This is a genomic window from Paenibacillus gyeongsangnamensis, assembly GCF_027533625.1.
GTDB classification, from domain to species: domain Bacteria; phylum Bacillota; class Bacilli; order Paenibacillales; family NBRC-103111; genus Paenibacillus_G; species Paenibacillus_G gyeongsangnamensis.
On sequence record NZ_JAQAGZ010000017.1, the window covers coordinates 75,160 to 92,012 of the forward strand.

Genomic DNA, 16,853 nt, shown 5'->3' on the forward strand with positions numbered 1-16,853 from the left:
CATATCCCGTAATATTATTTATTTTCTAAAAACGCGGCAAGCTCCTTGGACAAGAACTGTTTGATCTCGTCCGGACTGCCGGTTTGAAGCAGCTCGATCATTTCAGGAATCAGCAGGAAGGAACTGATCTCACTGAGCACTGCCAGACTTTCCTTGGGCAGCTCCTGCGGGCCCAGCATCAGAAGCACTTGCCTGACGTCCGAAGGCTCCTTCTGGTCCAAGGGCAAATCTTCCGTTAACCGGAATAGGGTTAGGAAAGGCAGCCTCACCTTCTCGCTGCGAATATGAAATAGCGCTAGCCCGGTGTCCGGAATCACCTGACTGCTCTGACGCTCCCTCTCGAGAAGAAGCCTGACAATCGGCTCCACTTCATCGATGGCTTCCTTTTGCCGGGCATAGCGGCAAATGGCCTGAAGTGCTTCTTCCAGACTGCCGAACGATTGTTCCAGCCGATGAACGGCGAAATGATCGATAATCCGGACGATTTCGTTGACGTACCGCTGAATGCGGTGCACCTTGAACGACGCCGCTTGCTCCTCGGGGAGCGATTCTTCTTTGCCGACGGGTTCCTTCTCTTTTTGCAGCGTCACGTTCTGGATGAATAAGCGGAGCCGCTCGGCTTCTTCTTCGGTCAGCAGCGGGCTGAGCTTCATATATTGGTCCTCATCCAAAGGCAGATCGACGGTGGAGATGATCAAATCATACTCCGACTCCGGAATGCGGGCCGCCTCGAACCAGGAGGCATGCCCGATAATATCGATTTGCGGAAGCTCCTTCGTCAGCCGGACCGCCAGCATTTTCGAGGTTCCGATGCCGCTGGTGCACACCAGAATGGCCCGGACGTTGCGGCTGAACCGCCGCTGCCGCTCCATTGAAGCCCCGAAGTGCATAACCAGGAAGCCGATTTCTTCGTCCGGAACGGCGATGTCCGTAATCGTTTCATCGATGGCCGATCGAATGGCCTCGAATAAAATCTCATAATCTCTTTTGATCTGCAAGAGCAGCGGATTGCGGATATTGACACCCGCCCGAAGTCTCCCAAGGGCAGATTCGAGATGGCTAAGCAGCCCGTCTCTCAGTGAACGGTCCTGACCGAAGGGGATGCCGATCCGCCCCTCCATGTTGCGAATCAGCCTCCATACCACTTCCAAATACCGTAACTCCTCCAGAGGCAGCAGCTGGTTCGGATGAGCTCCCGCTTCCTTCGGCTCAAGCAGCTCGGCGAGGTGGGCGATTTCTGCCGTCGTCCACTCCATGGGAATCGCTTCGGACAAATGATCGACCAAATCGGTCAGCCGGATGCTCTTCCTCAGGGAGCTATTGTCCGCCCGAAGCTCGATCGGCCTGCCTTGCCGAAATCGGGCTATTGCAATGGAAATATCGATAAGCAGATGCGTGTATTCCTTCTCCGAGAGCTCGTTCAGCCCCTTCTCCTCCGCATGCCAGAGAGCGTCCTCTACCTTCGTGAAATAAACTTTGCCAATCATGTCAAGCAGTTTTGCCGTCACGGGAGAATGGGGTAATGAGACTTTGCCGAACAAATCGGAATCGTCCAGATAGGTTCTCGCCAGCCTGGAAAGCAGCTTCCGCTTGTTGGCTTCGGTTCCGCTCAGGCCGACCCCGTACCCCCTTCTGCGTACGAGGATGAGCTCGGACCCGCGATTCCAATCCTCAAGCTCATCCAAGTCATGCGTTACCGTCGGGATGGTAACACGGAGCTCATGTGATAGCGTGAAGAGCTTCACCGGCTCCTCGTTCTCAAGAAGCGTACAAAGAATATATAGCTTCCGCTCTTCCGCAGAATAGTCCACGCCGGTCAGACCATGCAGCTTGATCTTGAATGCCTCGAGCTCCTCCGGGGTACCTTGAATCTGAATGCCTTTACCCGCTTTTTTCAGCAGCGTTAAACCGGAAGCGGCCAAGATCGACTCCAGCTCCGACAGCTCCCGGTGAACGGTTCTCGTGCTGACATTGAGCTCGGCGGCAATTTCGCCTGCGGTCACGTCGTCCTTCCGATTCATCAGCAGCTCCACGATTTGACGATGCCTGTGCGACAGGCTCATGGTAATGCTCCTTGTTATCAAAATGGAGATAACGCCGGCAAGCTGCCAGCGTCATACAAGTGGGTTAACTTAATCTTCTAACAAGCTGGTCATATTCCGGGCTTTTCATAAAGTTATCGATCGAAATATGCTCGGCACGCGGCGCTTGGGCTCGGGCCCGGTCCGTCAAAGATTTGTGTGTGACGACGACATCGGCGTCGCTAGGAATTTCGCTGATCGCGGTGTTGATTACCGTTACATCAACGCCCGCATCTTTCATTTTCTTCCTAAGAATCGAAGCCCCCATCGCGCTGGAACCCATTCCGGCGTCGCAGGAGAAGACGATTTTATGGATTTCAGAGGCCGGCTTTGCGTTTGAGACGGTTTCCGTCGCCGTCGCAGCCGTTGCTGCTGCCGCCGCTGTCGCTGTCGGCGCTTGTTTCATTTGCTTCATTTTCGCCGTAGCTTGCTCGAGATCCTCATCCTGCTCAGACTGCTTACTCGTTTTGAGCAGAACCGCGGCTACAAGGAAAGATACGACCGCCGAGGTGATCACTCCCGTAAAGATGGTGAGCAATCCGCCTTTAGGAGCCATGGCGATATAGGCAAAGATACTGCCAGGCGAAGGAGGAGCTACGAGACCCGCCCCAAACACGGAAAAGGTGAACGTACCGGTCACGCCGCCGGCAATAACGGCCAGAATCAAGCGCGGATTCATAAGAACGTACGGGAAGTAAATTTCATGAATCCCGCCGAAGAAGTGAATGATCGCGGCGCCCGGAGCCGACAGCTTCGCCGAGCCGCGGCCGACCAGCCAGTAAGCCAGCAGAATTCCAAGCCCCGGACCCGGATTCGATTCGAGCATGAATAGAATCGATTTGCCCGTCTTGGACGCTTGATCCAAGGCGATGGGACTAAGCACGCCATGATTGATGGCGTTGTTGAGGAACAGGATCTTACCCGGTTCGATCAAAATATTCGCAAGCGGCAGCAAGCCTGCATTCACAAGTGCTTGAACTCCGGTTGCGAGGGCTTTGCTGACCACCTGGACGGCCGGTCCGACGACAGTATAAGCGAGTACGGCCAGAATCCCGCCAATGATGCCGGATGAGAAGTTGTTGACGAGCATCTCGAAGCCGGACTTAATCTTGCCTTCGATAGACTTGTCGAACTGCTTCAGCACCCAGGCGGCGAAGGGGCCGACCAGCATCGCGCCCATGAACATCGGAATATCCGTACCGACGATAACGCCCATCGTCGTTACCGCAGCTACGACGCCGCCACGCGTACCGTGGACCATCGTGCCGCCCGTATATCCGATTAATAAAGGCAGCAAATACGTAATCATCGGTCCGACGAGCTTCGCCAAATATTCATTCGGGATCCAGCCGGTCGGAATAAATAAAGCGGTGATGAGTCCCCAGGCGATAAAGGCCCCAATGTTAGGCATGACCATGCCGCTCAGAAAGCGGCCGAAACGTTGAACCTTAACGCGCACTCCATCGGAAGAGGCTGTTTTTTGCGCAGCAAGCGTATCCATATATATTACCCCCATTCAGCTGATTCATGTTTATATCGTAAAGCAATGACGCTTATATGATCAATCAAATCAAAGTGCCTTTTCGTCATGAACGTTGTTGACAACATTTTTTTGAACGGAGACGGCGCTGCGAATAACTGCCTCTGCTTCGACTCGAACACCTGCCGGGCGGCCTAGTTTTACTTGGCCCAAACAGCCGACGCTCCGAAGGAGCAATGGTATGGCCGGGCGCATTCCTTTTTCATTATTACCTGGGGCTTGCCATTTAATGTTGGATGGATGGCTGAATCTCTATACAAAAAACGCCCTCGGGTGCGGGGCCAATGGGCATCCCATACCTTCAGGCGAATTTAAACACATCATCAGAAATTTATTCCATGGACATCCCGCCGTTAACCGGGGTGTACGAGCCCGTTACAAATTCGCTGTCATCGCTCGCAAGGAAGGAGATCACACGCGCTACGTCCTCCGGCTGCGCAATACGGCGGAGCGGCGTGAATCCGATAATCCCTTGCTTCGCCTGTTCGCTCATATGAACGGTAGCCTCCGTTTCCACCAATCCGGGGGCGACGACATTGGCCGTAATGCCGTAGGGTCCCATCTCCTGTGCAATATACTTTACGAAGGAGTCCAGTCCGCTTTTGGCCGTACCGTGGGCAATGAAGTTGCCGGAGGGCGATTTGCCGAGGCCGCTGGAAATATAAATTAACCGTCCGTATTGTTGTTCGATCATCGCCGGAATGACAGCTTTCGTGATTTCGAAGGCCGCTTTCAGCTCGTCGTTCAGCTTTTGCGAGAATTCTTCCCAGGTCATTGCTTGAAAAGACTTCATGGCAAAACGCATATTCGCATTGCTCACCATAATATCGATTCGGCAACCGAACGCTTCCTTGGTACGCGAAATCAAAGCGGAGACTTGTTCGGGATCCCTCACATCCCCCTGGATGGCCGCGGCTTCACCGCCGGCGGATCGGATATCTTTCACTACCTGCTCCGCGGCTTCCTCATTGCTGAAATAATTGACGATTACTTTTGCACCACGGCTTGCAAGCAGCTTGGAGGCGGAAGCTCCAATCCCGCGGGCCCCACCGGTCACAACGGCTACTTTTCCCTCTAGGCTCATCATTCATCATCCCTTCAGTATAAATATTGGAAAACCTAATGCTTATTATAAATCAATCCATATGAAAGTGGGTATCTTCATGTTGTGCGTAACGAATCTAAAAAGACCGCCAAAGTATGGCGGCCAGGTTGTAGAGAAACCCATGAAATAGAGAATTTGCCGTGGCACCCCGGCGGGGTATCCCCTTCCAGCCGCTGTTGTTATCGGAAAATTTTCAATTTATTCGCTTGTGCAGCGGTCATTTTCCGATAACAAAGGCGGGCGCTATCGCTCCTACAGGGGATACCCCGCCTCACACCTTTGCATTTTTCTACTTATCGGGGTTTCTCGTCAATCTGAGACCGCTTAAAACATAGCGGCCGCTTGATGTTCGGCCAACCAGCCGTTCAGATCCGCTGTATTTCATTTCGGTTCTGGCCCGCATGGCACCACAGCACTACGATCGGGTCTTCCACGCTTGAAGTCAGATGATGATCTTCTTCAGGCTCAATAATAATGATATCCCCCAAAGCCAGCCCGCCGTAAGCGATATATTTCCCCGGCAGAATGCCTTGAAGAATATGCTCCCCCTCCTGCGGATCATCGGCATCGACGACAAGTTTGCTCCAATGGGGTTTCGGGACGAAAAGAATGAAATTGTAGGTTTTGATATCGATTATGCCAAGGCAGCCGCTGAAAAAATGGGTATGACGGCACAATTCCAGCCCATCGACTGGGCAACGAAAGAATCCGAGCTCAGCAGCGGACGCATTGATCTGATATGGAACGGTTATACGATTACGGACGAACGCAAAGGCAAGGTGCTATTCACCAAGCCCTATCTCAAAAATGCGCAAGTGGTGGTTACGTTAGCCAAGTCGGGCTTAACCAAGCTGGATGGCTGGAAGACCATCCCCATCTTCGATAGGATCATCTTGATCTCCTTCGGCTTCGAATATTTCCCGTCTCGGACCAGGTCTTGAAGAGCATATGACGATGATCGTGGTGACCCATGAGATGGGCTTCGCCAGAGTAGTGGCGAACCGGGTCCTGTTCATGGATAATGGACAGATCGTCGAATCCGGCCCGCCCGGGGAGCTTTTTGCGAACCCCCGCCATGAGCGGACGAAGGCCTTCTTGAACCGAACCTTGAGTTAATGCCGGAGAAATGCATTACGCTACATTGAAAGCAACATTTTAACGGAGCCTGGACGCACTACATCGGCAACTTATTCTGGTTCTTCATCTTAGAGCGGCACAAACAGATAATCAAGAAATGATGAAGCGTTCAATAGTGCTAAAGGCTTGTAAAAAGCAGTATTCTCACCTGTTTGTTCAATCAAAACTGCATAAGGATTGGCTTAGAAATGGATTGCTGTGCACCTTCCTACAATACTGGAGTCGCAAAAACGGAGTGCCCTTCTTGCGGTGAGAAGAGCAAGAACGTACAGCTCATAACGCTCAAGTCCCTGCTTAAAGCTTCGGCATTAGAAACAATGGAACCCGAAAACTCTTACGTATTTTGTTCGAACCCTGCTTGTTCTATCGTCTACTTTAGTGGTAACCATTCGCAAACATTCGCCGCGAGCGACCTGAAGGTGCCTGTGTACCAAAAGAACCCAAGCATGGATGTACCTGTGTGTTACTGCTTTGATTGGACGAGGGAGCGCCTTCTTCAAACGATAGGGAATGACCGACAACCTGCTGACCAAATCAAAGCTCATGTTCAGGAAGGTCGCTGTGGATGCGAGGTAAACAACCCTCAAGGGGCTTGCTGCTTAGGCAACGTGAGCGCTTTTGTACGGGGTCTCAATCAGGGTTAATCCCTGTTGAGACGAATGTAACATGATGCCGGCGGTCAGTTGTTCTGACGCTCTCGATCTTCGTCACGTCAATAAGACATTTGCGCCGGACGCATTAGTTGGGAATAGGTACGCAAAGAACACCGCTTTCTGCAAGCGGTGTCCAATGAAAGGCTTAATTATTTCGGCAGGCTGTCCCCAGGAAAGCTTCTGGAAGCATGAATGTCATAAACGAATACGCCGGCTTTCACCCCCGGATCTTCATCCATAATCCGTCGTACCTCATCCAAATCCGCGTTAAAAATTCCGATTCCGGCGATCTCGCTTCCGTCGATGACGGGGCAAACAATCGATAACACGCCTTCCTCACGGAGAACGAAATTCCTTCTGCCGTGCTCCCAAATGATGCGCTCGACCCCATCCATGTTACGATTCGGCCCGGATTTTAAAATCACAACGCTGTAACCCTTGGTGGTGGCCATCATTTGCATCATAAACTCATCGGTAATCTGGGTCACGTTCGCTCCTCCAACCATTCAAATGTTTTCTGCTGTAACAGCCTCGTCAAACCGGGCATCCATTTCCATTCTTCTTTTACATCATACCAGTTCCGATTTTGAAATCTCAACTATATCGCTCAGATCCCGAGATGGAGAGTCAGTCCTCCACTGCTGCAGGTTTTCGCGAACAATTGTTCTCGTTCATTATGTCACATGCCCTATTTGGCAATAATAATCTTTTTGATTATCCAACTAGCTCAGGATAGGTGATCGTCGTTGCCGAAAGACAACAATGAACTAGCCGGTTGAATAATTCACTCTTGACCTCACGTCGGTTAAACCGATAGCAAAATTCATCGAGATACGCCTGTAAATGTTTTGAATCTAATCCGTGATAAGTTCCGCCAATAAAAGCTTTTGCATTTGAAATAATCGTGTGAAGCCATCTCAGATGATCTGGATTTTCTTTCAGATCGTACTTGTGGGCTTCATGCTGGAAGCCTTCCTTGGCCAAGACTTTATAAGAGCTATACTTATCGCTTGCTATGGTTGAGCCAGCTTCGATGTACTTTGTTGCAAAGTCAACGAGCGTACTGCCTTTGACATCAGGAATGACCTGCATTTTCAGGTATTTCGGGCAGCCCTTTTTGTCCAGCGAAAGTCCGACTAAGACGGGGGTTTGCTCAGTCCCGCGTCCACGTTTCCCGCCTTCCGTGGGCGCTCCGAAAAAACCTTCGTCAAGCTCAACAATGCCAGCTAGCGTATAGGTAGTGTCACGTTCTCCCATGGCTTTACGGACTTTGTGCTGAATCGTCCAGGCTGTCTGATAGGCAATGCCGAGCTCTTCGGATAAGTAAGTGGCAGAGACGCCCCGCTTGTCTTGAGAGATCAAGAATATGGCCCAGAACCATTTCACTAAATCCGTTCTTGTCTTTTCGAAAATCGTTCCGGTGATCACAGTTGTCTGGTGCTCGCAATTCATGCACTCGTACAGAGGTAACTTGCGAGTCTTGATTTCATAAGCCTTATCGTGCTTACACTTCGTACAATAATACCCTTGAGGCCACTTCATTTTATACAGGTGCTCATGGCAAGCTTCTTCAGTTTGAAACTTTTTATGAAATTCGATAAGGTTCATCGATTCTTGTTTTGCCATAGAAACCACTCCAGAACGTATGTTTGATTTCATTATACCAAACATTCGTTCGTGTTGATAGGGGTTCCTGAGCAAACTGGATAATCAAAATAATCTTTTAGATAAGAACCAAAATAAAAACCGAGCTGAGCTCGGTCCAACGTTCCTTATCAGGGGATTTATTGTGGATGTAGAAGCGGCTTCCCTTCTTCGTCAACTAAAACCGTAAGACTGGTACTTCCGCTCCCCGCCTGGATCGTTTGCAGATATTGCACTCCGGTTTCCGTATCCAGAAGAATACGAAAAACATCTAACTTGCCCTCAGAGTAAATCACCTGAAACCGATTATCCATTTATAACCTCCACTAGTATGATTTGGTCCCCCCTTATAGTAGCACCTCTGTCGCCTATTTTGTCAAGATTAACTTAAGCATTTATGCATAGGGCCGCGACGCGCTAACGCTTGGAGAAGCCTTTCGACAACCGCTCATACAAAAAATCAGCGACATGCAGAGCCTGCATTCGATCCGAGAGCCCTTCCCGTTCGATTCCAAGCTTCATCTGAAGCAGACAACCCGGATTGCTGGTCAGCACATAACGCGCATCCGTTTCCTTTACATGCTCCATCTTATGATCCAGAATGTCCATAGACATATCCGGCTGCACCAGGTTATAAATGCCTGCCGAGCCGCAGCAGCGGTCCGCCCCTTCCATCTCCACGAGACGGATACGGTCCATGCGTGCCAACAAGTCCCGCGGGGCATTGCCGGCCTTCATGACATTGCGCAAATGACAGGAGTCCTGATAAGTAACGGTAACGGAGGGTTGATCCTCTGCCGAGAGATGTTTGAACGAATCAAGCCGGCCTTGCACCACGAGAAGCTCGCTGATGTCCTTCACCTTCAAAGAAAACCTAGCGGCTGCCTCCCCCATTTCCGGATCATCCCGCAGAAGATGGCCATATTCCACCAGCAGCGCCCCACATCCGCCGGCATTGGACACCACGAAGTCCACATCCGCCTCCCGAAAAGCAGCGATGTTGCTGCGTGCCAGCTCCTTCGCCTGCTCCAGTTCCCCGGCGTGGGCATGCAGCGCGCCGCAGCAAGTCTGGGTCTCGGGAATGACGACGTCAAAGCCGGCCTCCGACAGCAGCTTTACCGTGTTCACATTCGTATCCGTGAACAGCACATCCATGACACAGCCGCGGAACATCCCTACCTTGGCTATAGGCTTGCCTTGGGCTGGAATAAAGGAGCCGAGCCGTTCGGCTACGCCTGAAGAGGAAGCCTCGGGGAGAATCTCTTCCATTTGCCGAAGCTCCCGTGGAAGCAGCTTGAGAGCTCCGCTCCTCAGCGCAAGCCGGCGGAGACCCGATTTCTGATAGAAACGAAGTCCGGCTCCAACAAGTCGCATCCGCTTGGGATGAGGAAACAGTTGTTTAAAGGTTACATGTCTGGCGAGCTTCACCCACCAGCGATGCTCACGCTGCTCCTCCATCGCTCCCCGCGCAGCTTCCAGCAGATGACCGTACTTCACGTCGGCTGGGCATACCGGCTCGCAGGCGCGGCAGCCCAGGCACAAATCCATCTGCTTATGGAACGATTCATCCGGAACCATCAAATCGTCCACGACGGCTTTCATCAGGGCGATCCGGCCCCGGGGAGACGCCGCTTCCAGCCCCGTTTCCTTGAAGGTAGGGCAGGACGGCTGGCAAAAACCGCACCGCATGCAGCTCGTCAGCTCGTCATAGTCCAGCGCGAGCTTCATACGTTCGGCCAGGGGACTCCCACCGGCCGCGGCAAGCTTCGGCTTGATGGACGTTGGCGGATGGCTCATCTTTGGATCACCAGCCTTTTACGGGAAGCTTTGGCGAAGATTTTGCCCGGGTTCATTATGCCGTTTGGGTCAAAGGCCATCTTGATGCCTTTCATCAATTCGATGCCGGGCGCACCCACCTTCCATTCCAAATAAGGCGCCTTCACGATTCCGACGCCATGCTCTCCGGTAATGGTTCCGCCCAAGCCGATAGCGGCCTCGAATATTTCTTCGAAGGCTTGCTCCACCCGGTGGATTTCATCCGGGTTTCTGGCATCGGTTGTGCAGGTAGGATGCAGGTTGCCGTCCCCGGCGTGGCCGAACGTACAGATCTGCACGTTGTATTTCCGGGCGATTCGGTTAATCTCGAGCACCATCTCGGCGATCCGGGAACGGGGAACCGTCGCATCCTCCAGAATGGTCGTCGGTGAGATGCGGGCCAGCGTCGATAAGGCACTTCGCCTTGCTTTCATCAGCTTATCGGCTTCCTCTGCGGACCGGGCCACCTTCACCTCCTCGGCCTTCTCTTCCCGGCAAATCCTCATGATGCTCTCGATATCCCGATCGACCGATTCCTCGTCCATGCCATCCTGTTCAATAAGAAGAACTGCCTCCATCTCCAGCGGCAGGCCGATGCGGTTGAATTCCTCCACGACCCGGAGCGTCGGATTATCGATAAACTCCAGCGTGGCGGGAATGATGCGGCTTCCTACAATGCGGGAGACCGTACTGGCGGCAGCGTAAATGTCCTTATACATCGCAAGCATCGTTTTCTTGTATCTCGGAGCGGGAAGCAGCTTGACGGTTGCCTCTGTAATGATCGCGAGCGTCCCCTCGGAGCCGACCAGCAGCTTGGTCAGGTCATATCCGGCAACATCCTTGTACAGCTTGCCACCCGTACGGATCACGGCTCCCGAAGGAAGCACCGCCTCCAGGCCGATCACGTAATCCTTCGTCGTTCCGTACTTCAGGCCGCGAAGCCCGCCCGCGCATTCCATAATATTGCCGCCAAGGGTCGAAATCACCATGCTGCTCGGATCCGGGGGGTAAAAGAGACCTTTCCGCTCCACCGCCGCATGAAACTCCTTGGTATTCAACCCCGGCTGAAAGGTCGCGGTTAAATTGTCCGTATCGATCTCGATCAGCTTGTTCATGCGGTTCATGACCATGACGATGCCGCCATGCACTGGGACCGTTCCGCCGCACAAGTTGCTTCCCGCACCCCGCCCGACAATCGGGATCTTATGCTCGTTGGCCAATTGCAGAATGGCCGACACCTCGTCCTTCGACGAAGGATAGATCACCCCGTCCGGGAGGCTTTGAAGCATCGGCGTAGCATCATAGGAATGCGTCACCAGCGCTTCCGAGTCGTCTTTATAATGCTCGCTTCCGACGATGGAGCGCAGTTTGTCAGTCACGTTCGAATCTAACATACGCCTATCCTCCTTCCTTGAAAAAAAGCCTGCCGGACTTCCGGCAAGTAGACCATTTACGGGCGACCCGTCTCCCCTATCATTTGCCCTCCAGCAGCTTTAACGCTTTGCCAAAGTGCCCGCCGGCTTGGTTCAGCGCCTCCAGCGCCTCTTCCGGGCTCACGCCGAACTTCAGCATCAGAATGGCGGCTCTCGCATCCCCTTCTGCAGCTTCGCCGGTGCGCCTCGCCGTATCTTCATCGACGCCAGTCGCCTCTTGAATGATCCGAACCGTACGGTCCCTCAGCTTCTTGTTCGTTGCCTGGACATTGACCATCAGATTGCCGTACACTTTGCCCAGCTTGATCATCGCGGTAGTGGAGATCATGTTGAGCACCATCTTCTGCGCGGTTCCTGCCTTGAGCCGGGTAGATCCGGTAATGATTTCCGGCCCTACGGGAACCTCGATCGGGAACCTCACCTCCGCGCTTAACGGAGTTTGGCGGTTGCAGCTGATGCCGATCGTCGGCACACCGAGCCGGTTCGCCTCGCGCATCGCTCCGATGACGTACGGCGTCGTGCCGCTTGCGGTCAAGCCGACGACCGCATCGCCCGGACGGACGGCCGCTGACACGGCCGCGGCGCCGGCCGCCTCGTCGTCCTCCGCATTCTCGATCGCATAGCGAATCGCCCGCTCCCCTCCCGCAATGATGCCGTTCACCAGCCCCTGCTCGACGCCGAACGTAGGCGGACATTCCGAGGCGTCGAGGATGCCGAGCCGTCCGCTCGTTCCGGCTCCGATATAGAACAATCGCCCCCCGCTGCTCATCGCCTCGGCGACCGCTTCGGCCGCATCGGCGATTTGCGGCAAAGCCTCTTGTACCGAGAGCGCGACCTTTTGATCTTCCTCATTCATCAAGGTGACGATCTCGCGAACGCTCAGGCGGTCAAGGTGCTGTGACTTTTCATTTCTCTGCTCCGAAATCGGATGACGCTTCGCTTCCTGTGTCACGTATCCTTTCCTCCTTCTCTAGTATCAACGGTAAGCCGTTCCAGATTGACGAGAAACCCATGAGATAGAGAAATCTGCATTGGTACCCGGTGGGGTATCACTTTCAGGCCGCTGTTGCTATCGGAAAATTTTCAATTTATTCGTGTTTGCAGAGGTCATTTTCCGATAACAAAGGCGGACGCTATCGCTCCTACAGGGGATACCCCACCTAACCTTTAACATTTTTTCTGCATATCCGGGTTTCTCTTCCTGAACGGCTCAGCCGTTCATAATTTTTTATTTATTCCATGCTGCTTCCATTCCAGAGGCTTTGAACGTCGAACGCCCCGATTTGCTCCTTTATCCCTTCCGTCAATTCACAGCCCTGCTGACGCAAGGCCAGCATGTAAGCTCCGACCACCGGAGGATGCATAAGCAGCCGGATATCGAACGCCCCCGAGCGCAGCAGCGGGGTTTCCCGGAAGGTCCGCTCGAACACGGGATCGGAGAATAGTCCGCCGCTAAGAACAAGCGGGACCGCCCGCTCGCCCGTTTCTCCGCCTTCGGCCGGTTCAACCAGCAGTGGGATTCCCATCGCTTCCGCCGCGCGCCGGACCAGCGCTTCCAGCTCCCTAATCGCATCCTCCACCAGTTCGACCGCTACCGCGTCTCCCTCCGACGCCGCTTGCATGACAAGCTTGGATCCCTCGGCTATCGCCGTCCGGACATTTGTTTGACCGTAGACCGAACGGATCAGCTGCGCCGGATCGTGAAGGGACAAGTGATCCAGCACCAGCTTCGTGAGCGCTGTAGGCCGACCCCGGCCGTCATATGCCTTCATTACGGCCGCGAGCGCCTTCCGTCCGAGATCATAGCCGCTTCCCTCGTCACCGAGTAAATATCCCCAGCCCCCGACCCTGACGAACTGTCCCGTAGCCGGGTCGAACCCGTAAGCGATGGAGCCGGTACCGGAAATCAGCGCGATTCCTTTCTCTCCCCAGGTACCGGCAATGAGTGCCGTAACCGCGTCATTGTGAACCGTGATCGAGACGCTCTCCGGAAGCTCCTGCTCAAGCCAACTCTTAATCTGTTCCCTGTCTTCCGGCCTATCGCTTCCGGCAAGTCCCAGGAACACGCCGCTTAACTCGGACGGCTCCGTTCCCGACTGTGCGAGGACATCCCGAATCAGACTAAGCAGCACCCGCGTCACTTCTTCCCAGGGGCGCGAGGTCAAGCTGCTCGATTCTCCGCGGCTTCCGGCAATCAGACGTCCTTCCCCGTCGCCCAGAACGCAGACTGTTTTCGTGCCGCCTCCGTCGATACCGATTACTCTTATGCCTTGATCATGCCTCTTTCCGTGCTGCATTCTACTTCACCGCCCCTGCCGTCATACCGTCCATGAACTGCTTCGAGGCGAGTAAGAAGATGACGATCATCGGCAGCGAGGAGAGCGTCAATCCGGCGAACAGCATGCTCAGATCCGTGGAGTACTGCCCGAAGAGCGACAGCATCCCTACCGGAATCGTCTTCTTCAGATCGTCCTGAATAAAAATGAGCGGGAAGAAAAAGTCGTTCCACGCTGTAATGAAATTCATGATCATGACTGTCCCGAGAGCGGGACGGATGAGCGGCAGCAGCACATGCCACAAGACGCCGAGGTCCGAGGATCCGTCGATGCGTGCCGCCTCCTCCAGCTCCTTGGGCAGCGTCCGGAAAAACCCGGTCAAGATGAGAACGGCAAGCGGCAACCCGATCGCAGTATATACGCTGATCAGGGACCATAGACTGTTCAGCAGCGCGAGCTGCTTCATTAAGAGAAACAGCGGTACAATGCCGAGCTTGATCGGAATCATCATCCCCAGCAGGAAAAAGAAGAACAGCGTGCTGTTCCACCGGAACGGATATCTGGCGATGTAGAAGGAAGCTAGCGCGGCGAACAGCAGAATCAGCCCAACGGAAACGACGCTGACAAGCACGCTGTTCCAGAAGTACATTCCGAAAGGGATTTGACTGAGCAGCTTCGCATACGCGGCGGTAGACATCGAAACCGGCAGCGACAGCGGGCTTTTCAAAATCTGGATGTTCGTCTTCAAGGAGGAGGTCAGCATCAGAAAGATCGGATACAAGCTGATCAGCGCTCCCGCGTACGCGGCCGCATATTGGAGGCCCCGGACGATTTTGCCTGTTTTCATGGTCTGCCTCCCCTCCTATTGATTGGCTTGCTGGTTTCTTGTGAAATATAGGAACAAGGCCGATATGGATGCGATGATCAGGAACAAGACGACGGCCAGTGCCGAACCGAGACCGAGCGCGACCGAATCTCCTCCGGACGAGCCCCCGAACGCAATCCGGTAAAAGAAGACCGCTAGCGTATCCGTCGCGTTGTAAGGCTCGCCCTGCGAGCCCTCCATTGCGTAAATGAGCTCGAACGCCTCGAACGCATGAATGAAAGTAAACACCGTAACGATGATCAGGGACTGGCTCATCATCGGCAAAATCATGGAGCGGATCAATCGCATCCCCGTAACCCCATCCAGCTTCGCCGCTTCAATGATTTCACTGGAAATCGACTGAAGGCCCGCGAGGAAGATCAACATCGAGAAGCCGACGCCAAACCAGCTGTTAGCCAGCGTAATCGAAGTGAGTGCCGTTGCCGGATCTCCAAGCCACGGCTTCGCCCAAGACACGAGTCCGATCTTCTTCAGCAGCACATTCACCACGCCGTTGTTCGGGTTCAGCATCAGCTTCCACAAGAAGCCTACGACAATAACCGACAGCAGCCTGGGCAGGAAATACGCCATTTTTAGAAAGCCCGCACCTTTCAGCTTGCTGTAAACGAGATAGGCAAGCACGAACGCGAGCGTATTCTGTACGGCCATCTCTACGGCAAAGTAATACAGATTATGGCCGAACGCATTCCAGAACAAATGATTGAACGGTTCCTTCGTAAACAGGCTGACGAAATTGCCGAGCCCCACGAATTCGCCCCGTACGAGACCCTTCCAATCGTAAAAGCTGTAGCCGAACGCCGCCGCGATCGGATAAATCACAAACAAGATATAAACCGCGAGGGCAGGAACCGGGAACAGATGCACCGCTCCCTTCCTCCACCCGGACGATTTGGCTAAGTTCTTCATGCCCCCGCACCTCTCCTTATGGTTGTTCCGCGGGACTTGGTCCCTATCTTACTTCTTCGGTTTAAACCAAGTGTCCGCGCTCTTCTGCACTTCGTCCGCGACCTGCTCCGGCGTAAGCTTGTTCAAATACATGCCTTGAATCGAATTCTCCAAAGTGACTTTGGTAGTCGGGTTGCCTGCGCTAAAGTAGACAACAGCGGCGTAAGGCGTGGCAATAGTGTCGGCGTTTTTGGAAAGCTTGGCTACAAGCGGGTCTGTCGCAGGTATGCCCGGAATGGCGCTCGGCTTCTGCAGCTGATCAACTACCAAGGCGCCAAACTCCTTTGTTGTCATGAACTCCATAAACTTGAGCGCTTCCGCCTTGTGCGCCGACTTGGCATTTACTGCAAACGAGCCGTCGACCCATGTCGTCACCGAAGGTTTGCCCCCTTCCTTCATCGGAGGCACCGGGAACACATCCATCTGCAGGTCCGGATTCGTCTTCTTCATGACGGCATATTCCCAGTCGCCCATCACCATCATCGCGGCTTGCTCGGTTACGAACATGTTCCTCATGTCGTCCATTCCGATCCCTACGTAATTATCAGGGAAATAAGGCGTCAAATCCTTCAGCATTTTAATGGAGCTGATAAATTCCGGGCTCTTGAAGTTCGCTTCGCCGGAAAGAAGCTTTTTGATGAAGTCGGTCCCGCCGTAGACGGAAGGGCCGAGCATCCCGTGGGTCAAGGACAGCAGCCAACCCTCCTTGGATCCGAAGGCGAACGGCGTTACTTTGTTTTTCTTAAGCGTATCCGCGATTTTCAGAAATTCATCCCAAGTCTTCGGCTCCTGCAAGTTATACTTTTGGAAAATCTTCTTGTTGTAAAAAACTTGCGTCGAGCTGAATACGGTCGGTACGCCGTAGACCTTGCCGTTCGAACCCGTGGCGGCCAGCAGCGTATCCTTCGCGAACACGTCCATGCCCTTCAAGCCGTCCAGCGGCTCCAAGTAGCCGGCGTCGGCCAGCGCGGCGCCCGCAGCATAAGGACGAAGTTGGATAATGTCCGGTCCGCTGCCGCTTTGCAAAGCCGTGTTGAGCGACGTGTTATATTCCGTATTCTTGGTCGGCTTGAATTCGATCTCGATGTTCGGATTCTTCTTCGTGAATTCGGCGATAATCTTCGTGTAGGCATCCGTATCCTCCGTACGCCAGCTGCCCATGGTGAGCTTCACTTTCGGCTGCGCGCTTGCCGCAGGCGCCGTACCGGCACCCGGGGACGTACCTGAATTGCCGCTATTACCGGTATTGCCTGTGCTGCTGCTGCAAGCGGCCAGCATCGAAGAAGCTGCTACCATCGTGACCAATATCCCGCTGAGTGCACGTTTCATTTAGAAAAT

General features: G+C 53.6%; 15 protein-coding genes and 2 pseudogenes. 3 read left to right on the forward strand and 14 right to left on the reverse strand.

The genetic code is table 11. From position 1 onward, the window contains the following. Nucleotides 1-14: 14 nt before the first annotated feature. The 4 genes from O9H85_RS23910 to O9H85_RS23925 all read right to left on the reverse strand — a co-directional run bounded on the left by O9H85_RS23910 (nucleotide 15) and on the right by O9H85_RS23925 (nucleotide 5,403). Nucleotides 15-2,063, reverse strand: a complete 2,049-nt coding sequence (locus O9H85_RS23910; RefSeq protein ID WP_269883930.1) for a BglG family transcription antiterminator — start codon at nucleotides 2,061-2,063, stop codon at nucleotides 15-17. Nucleotides 2,064-2,127: 64 nt separating this feature from the next. Beyond that, the gene (locus O9H85_RS23915) at nucleotides 2,128-3,582 is read right to left on the reverse strand and encodes a PTS mannitol transporter subunit IICB (RefSeq protein ID WP_269883931.1); all 1,455 of its coding nucleotides are present in this window, start codon (nucleotides 3,580-3,582) and stop codon (nucleotides 2,128-2,130) included. A gap of 370 nt (nucleotides 3,583-3,952) precedes the next feature. Continuing rightward, nucleotides 3,953-4,708 (reverse strand): SDR family NAD(P)-dependent oxidoreductase, encoded by a 756-nt coding sequence (locus O9H85_RS23920; protein ID WP_333474252.1) that lies wholly within the window; start codon nucleotides 4,706-4,708, stop codon nucleotides 3,953-3,955. Nucleotides 4,709-5,091: 383 nt separating this feature from the next. Then, nucleotides 5,092-5,403 (reverse strand): hypothetical protein, encoded by a 312-nt coding sequence (locus O9H85_RS23925; RefSeq protein ID WP_269884029.1) that lies wholly within the window; start codon nucleotides 5,401-5,403, stop codon nucleotides 5,092-5,094. Here O9H85_RS23925 and O9H85_RS23930 point away from each other — a divergent pair. From O9H85_RS23930 to O9H85_RS23945, 3 genes and pseudogenes are all read left to right on the forward strand, one after another. Next, a pseudogene (locus O9H85_RS23930) lies at nucleotides 5,284-5,580 on the forward strand (transporter substrate-binding domain-containing protein); the annotation flags it as partial. The gene O9H85_RS23925 and the pseudogene O9H85_RS23930 overlap by 120 nt on opposite strands. 85 nt (nucleotides 5,581-5,665) lie before the next feature. Beyond that, nucleotides 5,666-5,842, forward strand: a pseudogene (locus O9H85_RS23940) (polar amino acid ABC transporter ATP-binding protein); the annotation flags it as partial. A 209-nt stretch (nucleotides 5,843-6,051) separates the two neighbouring features. After that, on the forward strand, nucleotides 6,052-6,507 hold the full coding sequence (locus O9H85_RS23945) for a putative iron-sulfur cluster-binding metallochaperone (RefSeq protein WP_269883932.1): 456 nt from the start codon (nucleotides 6,052-6,054) through the stop codon (nucleotides 6,505-6,507). Nucleotides 6,508-6,665: 158 nt separating this feature from the next. On the opposite strand, the gene O9H85_RS23950 is transcribed toward O9H85_RS23945, so the two are convergent. From O9H85_RS23950 to O9H85_RS23995, 10 genes are all read right to left on the reverse strand, one after another. Next, nucleotides 6,666-7,004: a YciI family protein gene (locus O9H85_RS23950; RefSeq protein ID WP_269883933.1), complete on the reverse strand. Its 339-nt coding sequence runs from the start codon at nucleotides 7,002-7,004 to the stop codon at nucleotides 6,666-6,668. A 226-nt stretch (nucleotides 7,005-7,230) separates the two neighbouring features. Beyond that, nucleotides 7,231-8,142, reverse strand: a complete 912-nt coding sequence (locus tag O9H85_RS23955) for an IS1595 family transposase (protein WP_269883934.1) — start codon at nucleotides 8,140-8,142, stop codon at nucleotides 7,231-7,233. Nucleotides 8,143-8,300: 158 nt separating this feature from the next. Further along, a complete protein-coding gene (locus tag O9H85_RS23960) occupies nucleotides 8,301-8,474 on the reverse strand; it encodes a DUF6440 family protein (protein WP_269883935.1) in 174 nt (57 codons plus the stop codon). A gap of 103 nt (nucleotides 8,475-8,577) precedes the next feature. Next, the gene (locus O9H85_RS23965; protein ID WP_269883936.1) at nucleotides 8,578-9,957 is read right to left on the reverse strand and encodes a (Fe-S)-binding protein; all 1,380 of its coding nucleotides are present in this window, start codon (nucleotides 9,955-9,957) and stop codon (nucleotides 8,578-8,580) included. After that, nucleotides 9,954-11,369 (reverse strand): FAD-binding oxidoreductase, encoded by a 1,416-nt coding sequence (locus tag O9H85_RS23970; protein WP_269883937.1) that lies wholly within the window; start codon nucleotides 11,367-11,369, stop codon nucleotides 9,954-9,956. The genes O9H85_RS23965 and O9H85_RS23970 overlap by 4 nt, the downstream gene beginning before the upstream one ends. Before the next feature lie 79 nt (nucleotides 11,370-11,448). After that, entirely contained in the window at nucleotides 11,449-12,360 is a 912-nt protein-coding gene (gene murQ / locus O9H85_RS23975; RefSeq protein ID WP_269883938.1) for an N-acetylmuramic acid 6-phosphate etherase, read from the reverse strand. 280 nt (nucleotides 12,361-12,640) lie between these two features. After that, nucleotides 12,641-13,705: an N-acetylglucosamine kinase gene (locus O9H85_RS23980; RefSeq protein ID WP_269883939.1), complete on the reverse strand. Its 1,065-nt coding sequence runs from the start codon at nucleotides 13,703-13,705 to the stop codon at nucleotides 12,641-12,643. A 1-nt stretch (nucleotide 13,706) separates the two neighbouring features. Continuing rightward, the gene (locus O9H85_RS23985) at nucleotides 13,707-14,531 is read right to left on the reverse strand and encodes a carbohydrate ABC transporter permease (RefSeq protein WP_269883940.1); all 825 of its coding nucleotides are present in this window, start codon (nucleotides 14,529-14,531) and stop codon (nucleotides 13,707-13,709) included. Nucleotides 14,532-14,546: 15 nt separating this feature from the next. Next, complete coding sequence (locus O9H85_RS23990; RefSeq protein ID WP_269883941.1) at nucleotides 14,547-15,476, reverse strand: carbohydrate ABC transporter permease; 930 nt, start codon at nucleotides 15,474-15,476, stop codon at nucleotides 14,547-14,549. Nucleotides 15,477-15,524: 48 nt separating this feature from the next. Then, nucleotides 15,525-16,844: an ABC transporter substrate-binding protein gene (locus O9H85_RS23995; protein ID WP_269883942.1), complete on the reverse strand. Its 1,320-nt coding sequence runs from the start codon at nucleotides 16,842-16,844 to the stop codon at nucleotides 15,525-15,527. Nucleotides 16,845-16,853: the final 9 nt, after the last annotated feature.

What these genes read in the sequence shown, in the direction of transcription:
- O9H85_RS23955 (WP_269883934.1), bottom strand. Translation starts at nt 8,142, where the DNA reads ATGGCAAAACAAGAATCGATGAACCTTATCGAATTTCATAAAAAGTTT.
- O9H85_RS23990 (WP_269883941.1), bottom strand. Translation starts at nt 15,476, where the DNA reads ATGAAGAACTTAGCCAAATCGTCCGGGTGGAGGAAGGGAGCGGTGCAT.
- O9H85_RS23915 (WP_269883931.1), bottom strand. Translation starts at nt 3,582, where the DNA reads ATGGATACGCTTGCTGCGCAAAAAACAGCCTCTTCCGATGGAGTGCGC.
- O9H85_RS23920 (WP_333474252.1), bottom strand. Translation starts at nt 4,708, where the DNA reads ATGATGAGCCTAGAGGGAAAAGTAGCCGTTGTGACCGGTGGGGCCCGC.
- O9H85_RS23970 (WP_269883937.1), bottom strand. Translation starts at nt 11,369, where the DNA reads ATGTTAGATTCGAACGTGACTGACAAACTGCGCTCCATCGTCGGAAGC.
- O9H85_RS23985 (WP_269883940.1), bottom strand. Translation starts at nt 14,531, where the DNA reads ATGAAAACAGGCAAAATCGTCCGGGGCCTCCAATATGCGGCCGCGTAC.
- O9H85_RS23945 (WP_269883932.1), top strand. Translation starts at nt 6,052, where the DNA reads ATGGATTGCTGTGCACCTTCCTACAATACTGGAGTCGCAAAAACGGAG.
- O9H85_RS23910 (WP_269883930.1), bottom strand. Translation starts at nt 2,063, where the DNA reads ATGAGCCTGTCGCACAGGCATCGTCAAATCGTGGAGCTGCTGATGAAT.
- O9H85_RS23980 (WP_269883939.1), bottom strand. Translation starts at nt 13,705, where the DNA reads ATGCAGCACGGAAAGAGGCATGATCAAGGCATAAGAGTAATCGGTATC.
- O9H85_RS23965 (WP_269883936.1), bottom strand. Translation starts at nt 9,957, where the DNA reads ATGAGCCATCCGCCAACGTCCATCAAGCCGAAGCTTGCCGCGGCCGGT.
- O9H85_RS23995 (WP_269883942.1), bottom strand. Translation starts at nt 16,844, where the DNA reads ATGAAACGTGCACTCAGCGGGATATTGGTCACGATGGTAGCAGCTTCT.
- O9H85_RS23960 (WP_269883935.1), bottom strand. Translation starts at nt 8,474, where the DNA reads ATGGATAATCGGTTTCAGGTGATTTACTCTGAGGGCAAGTTAGATGTT.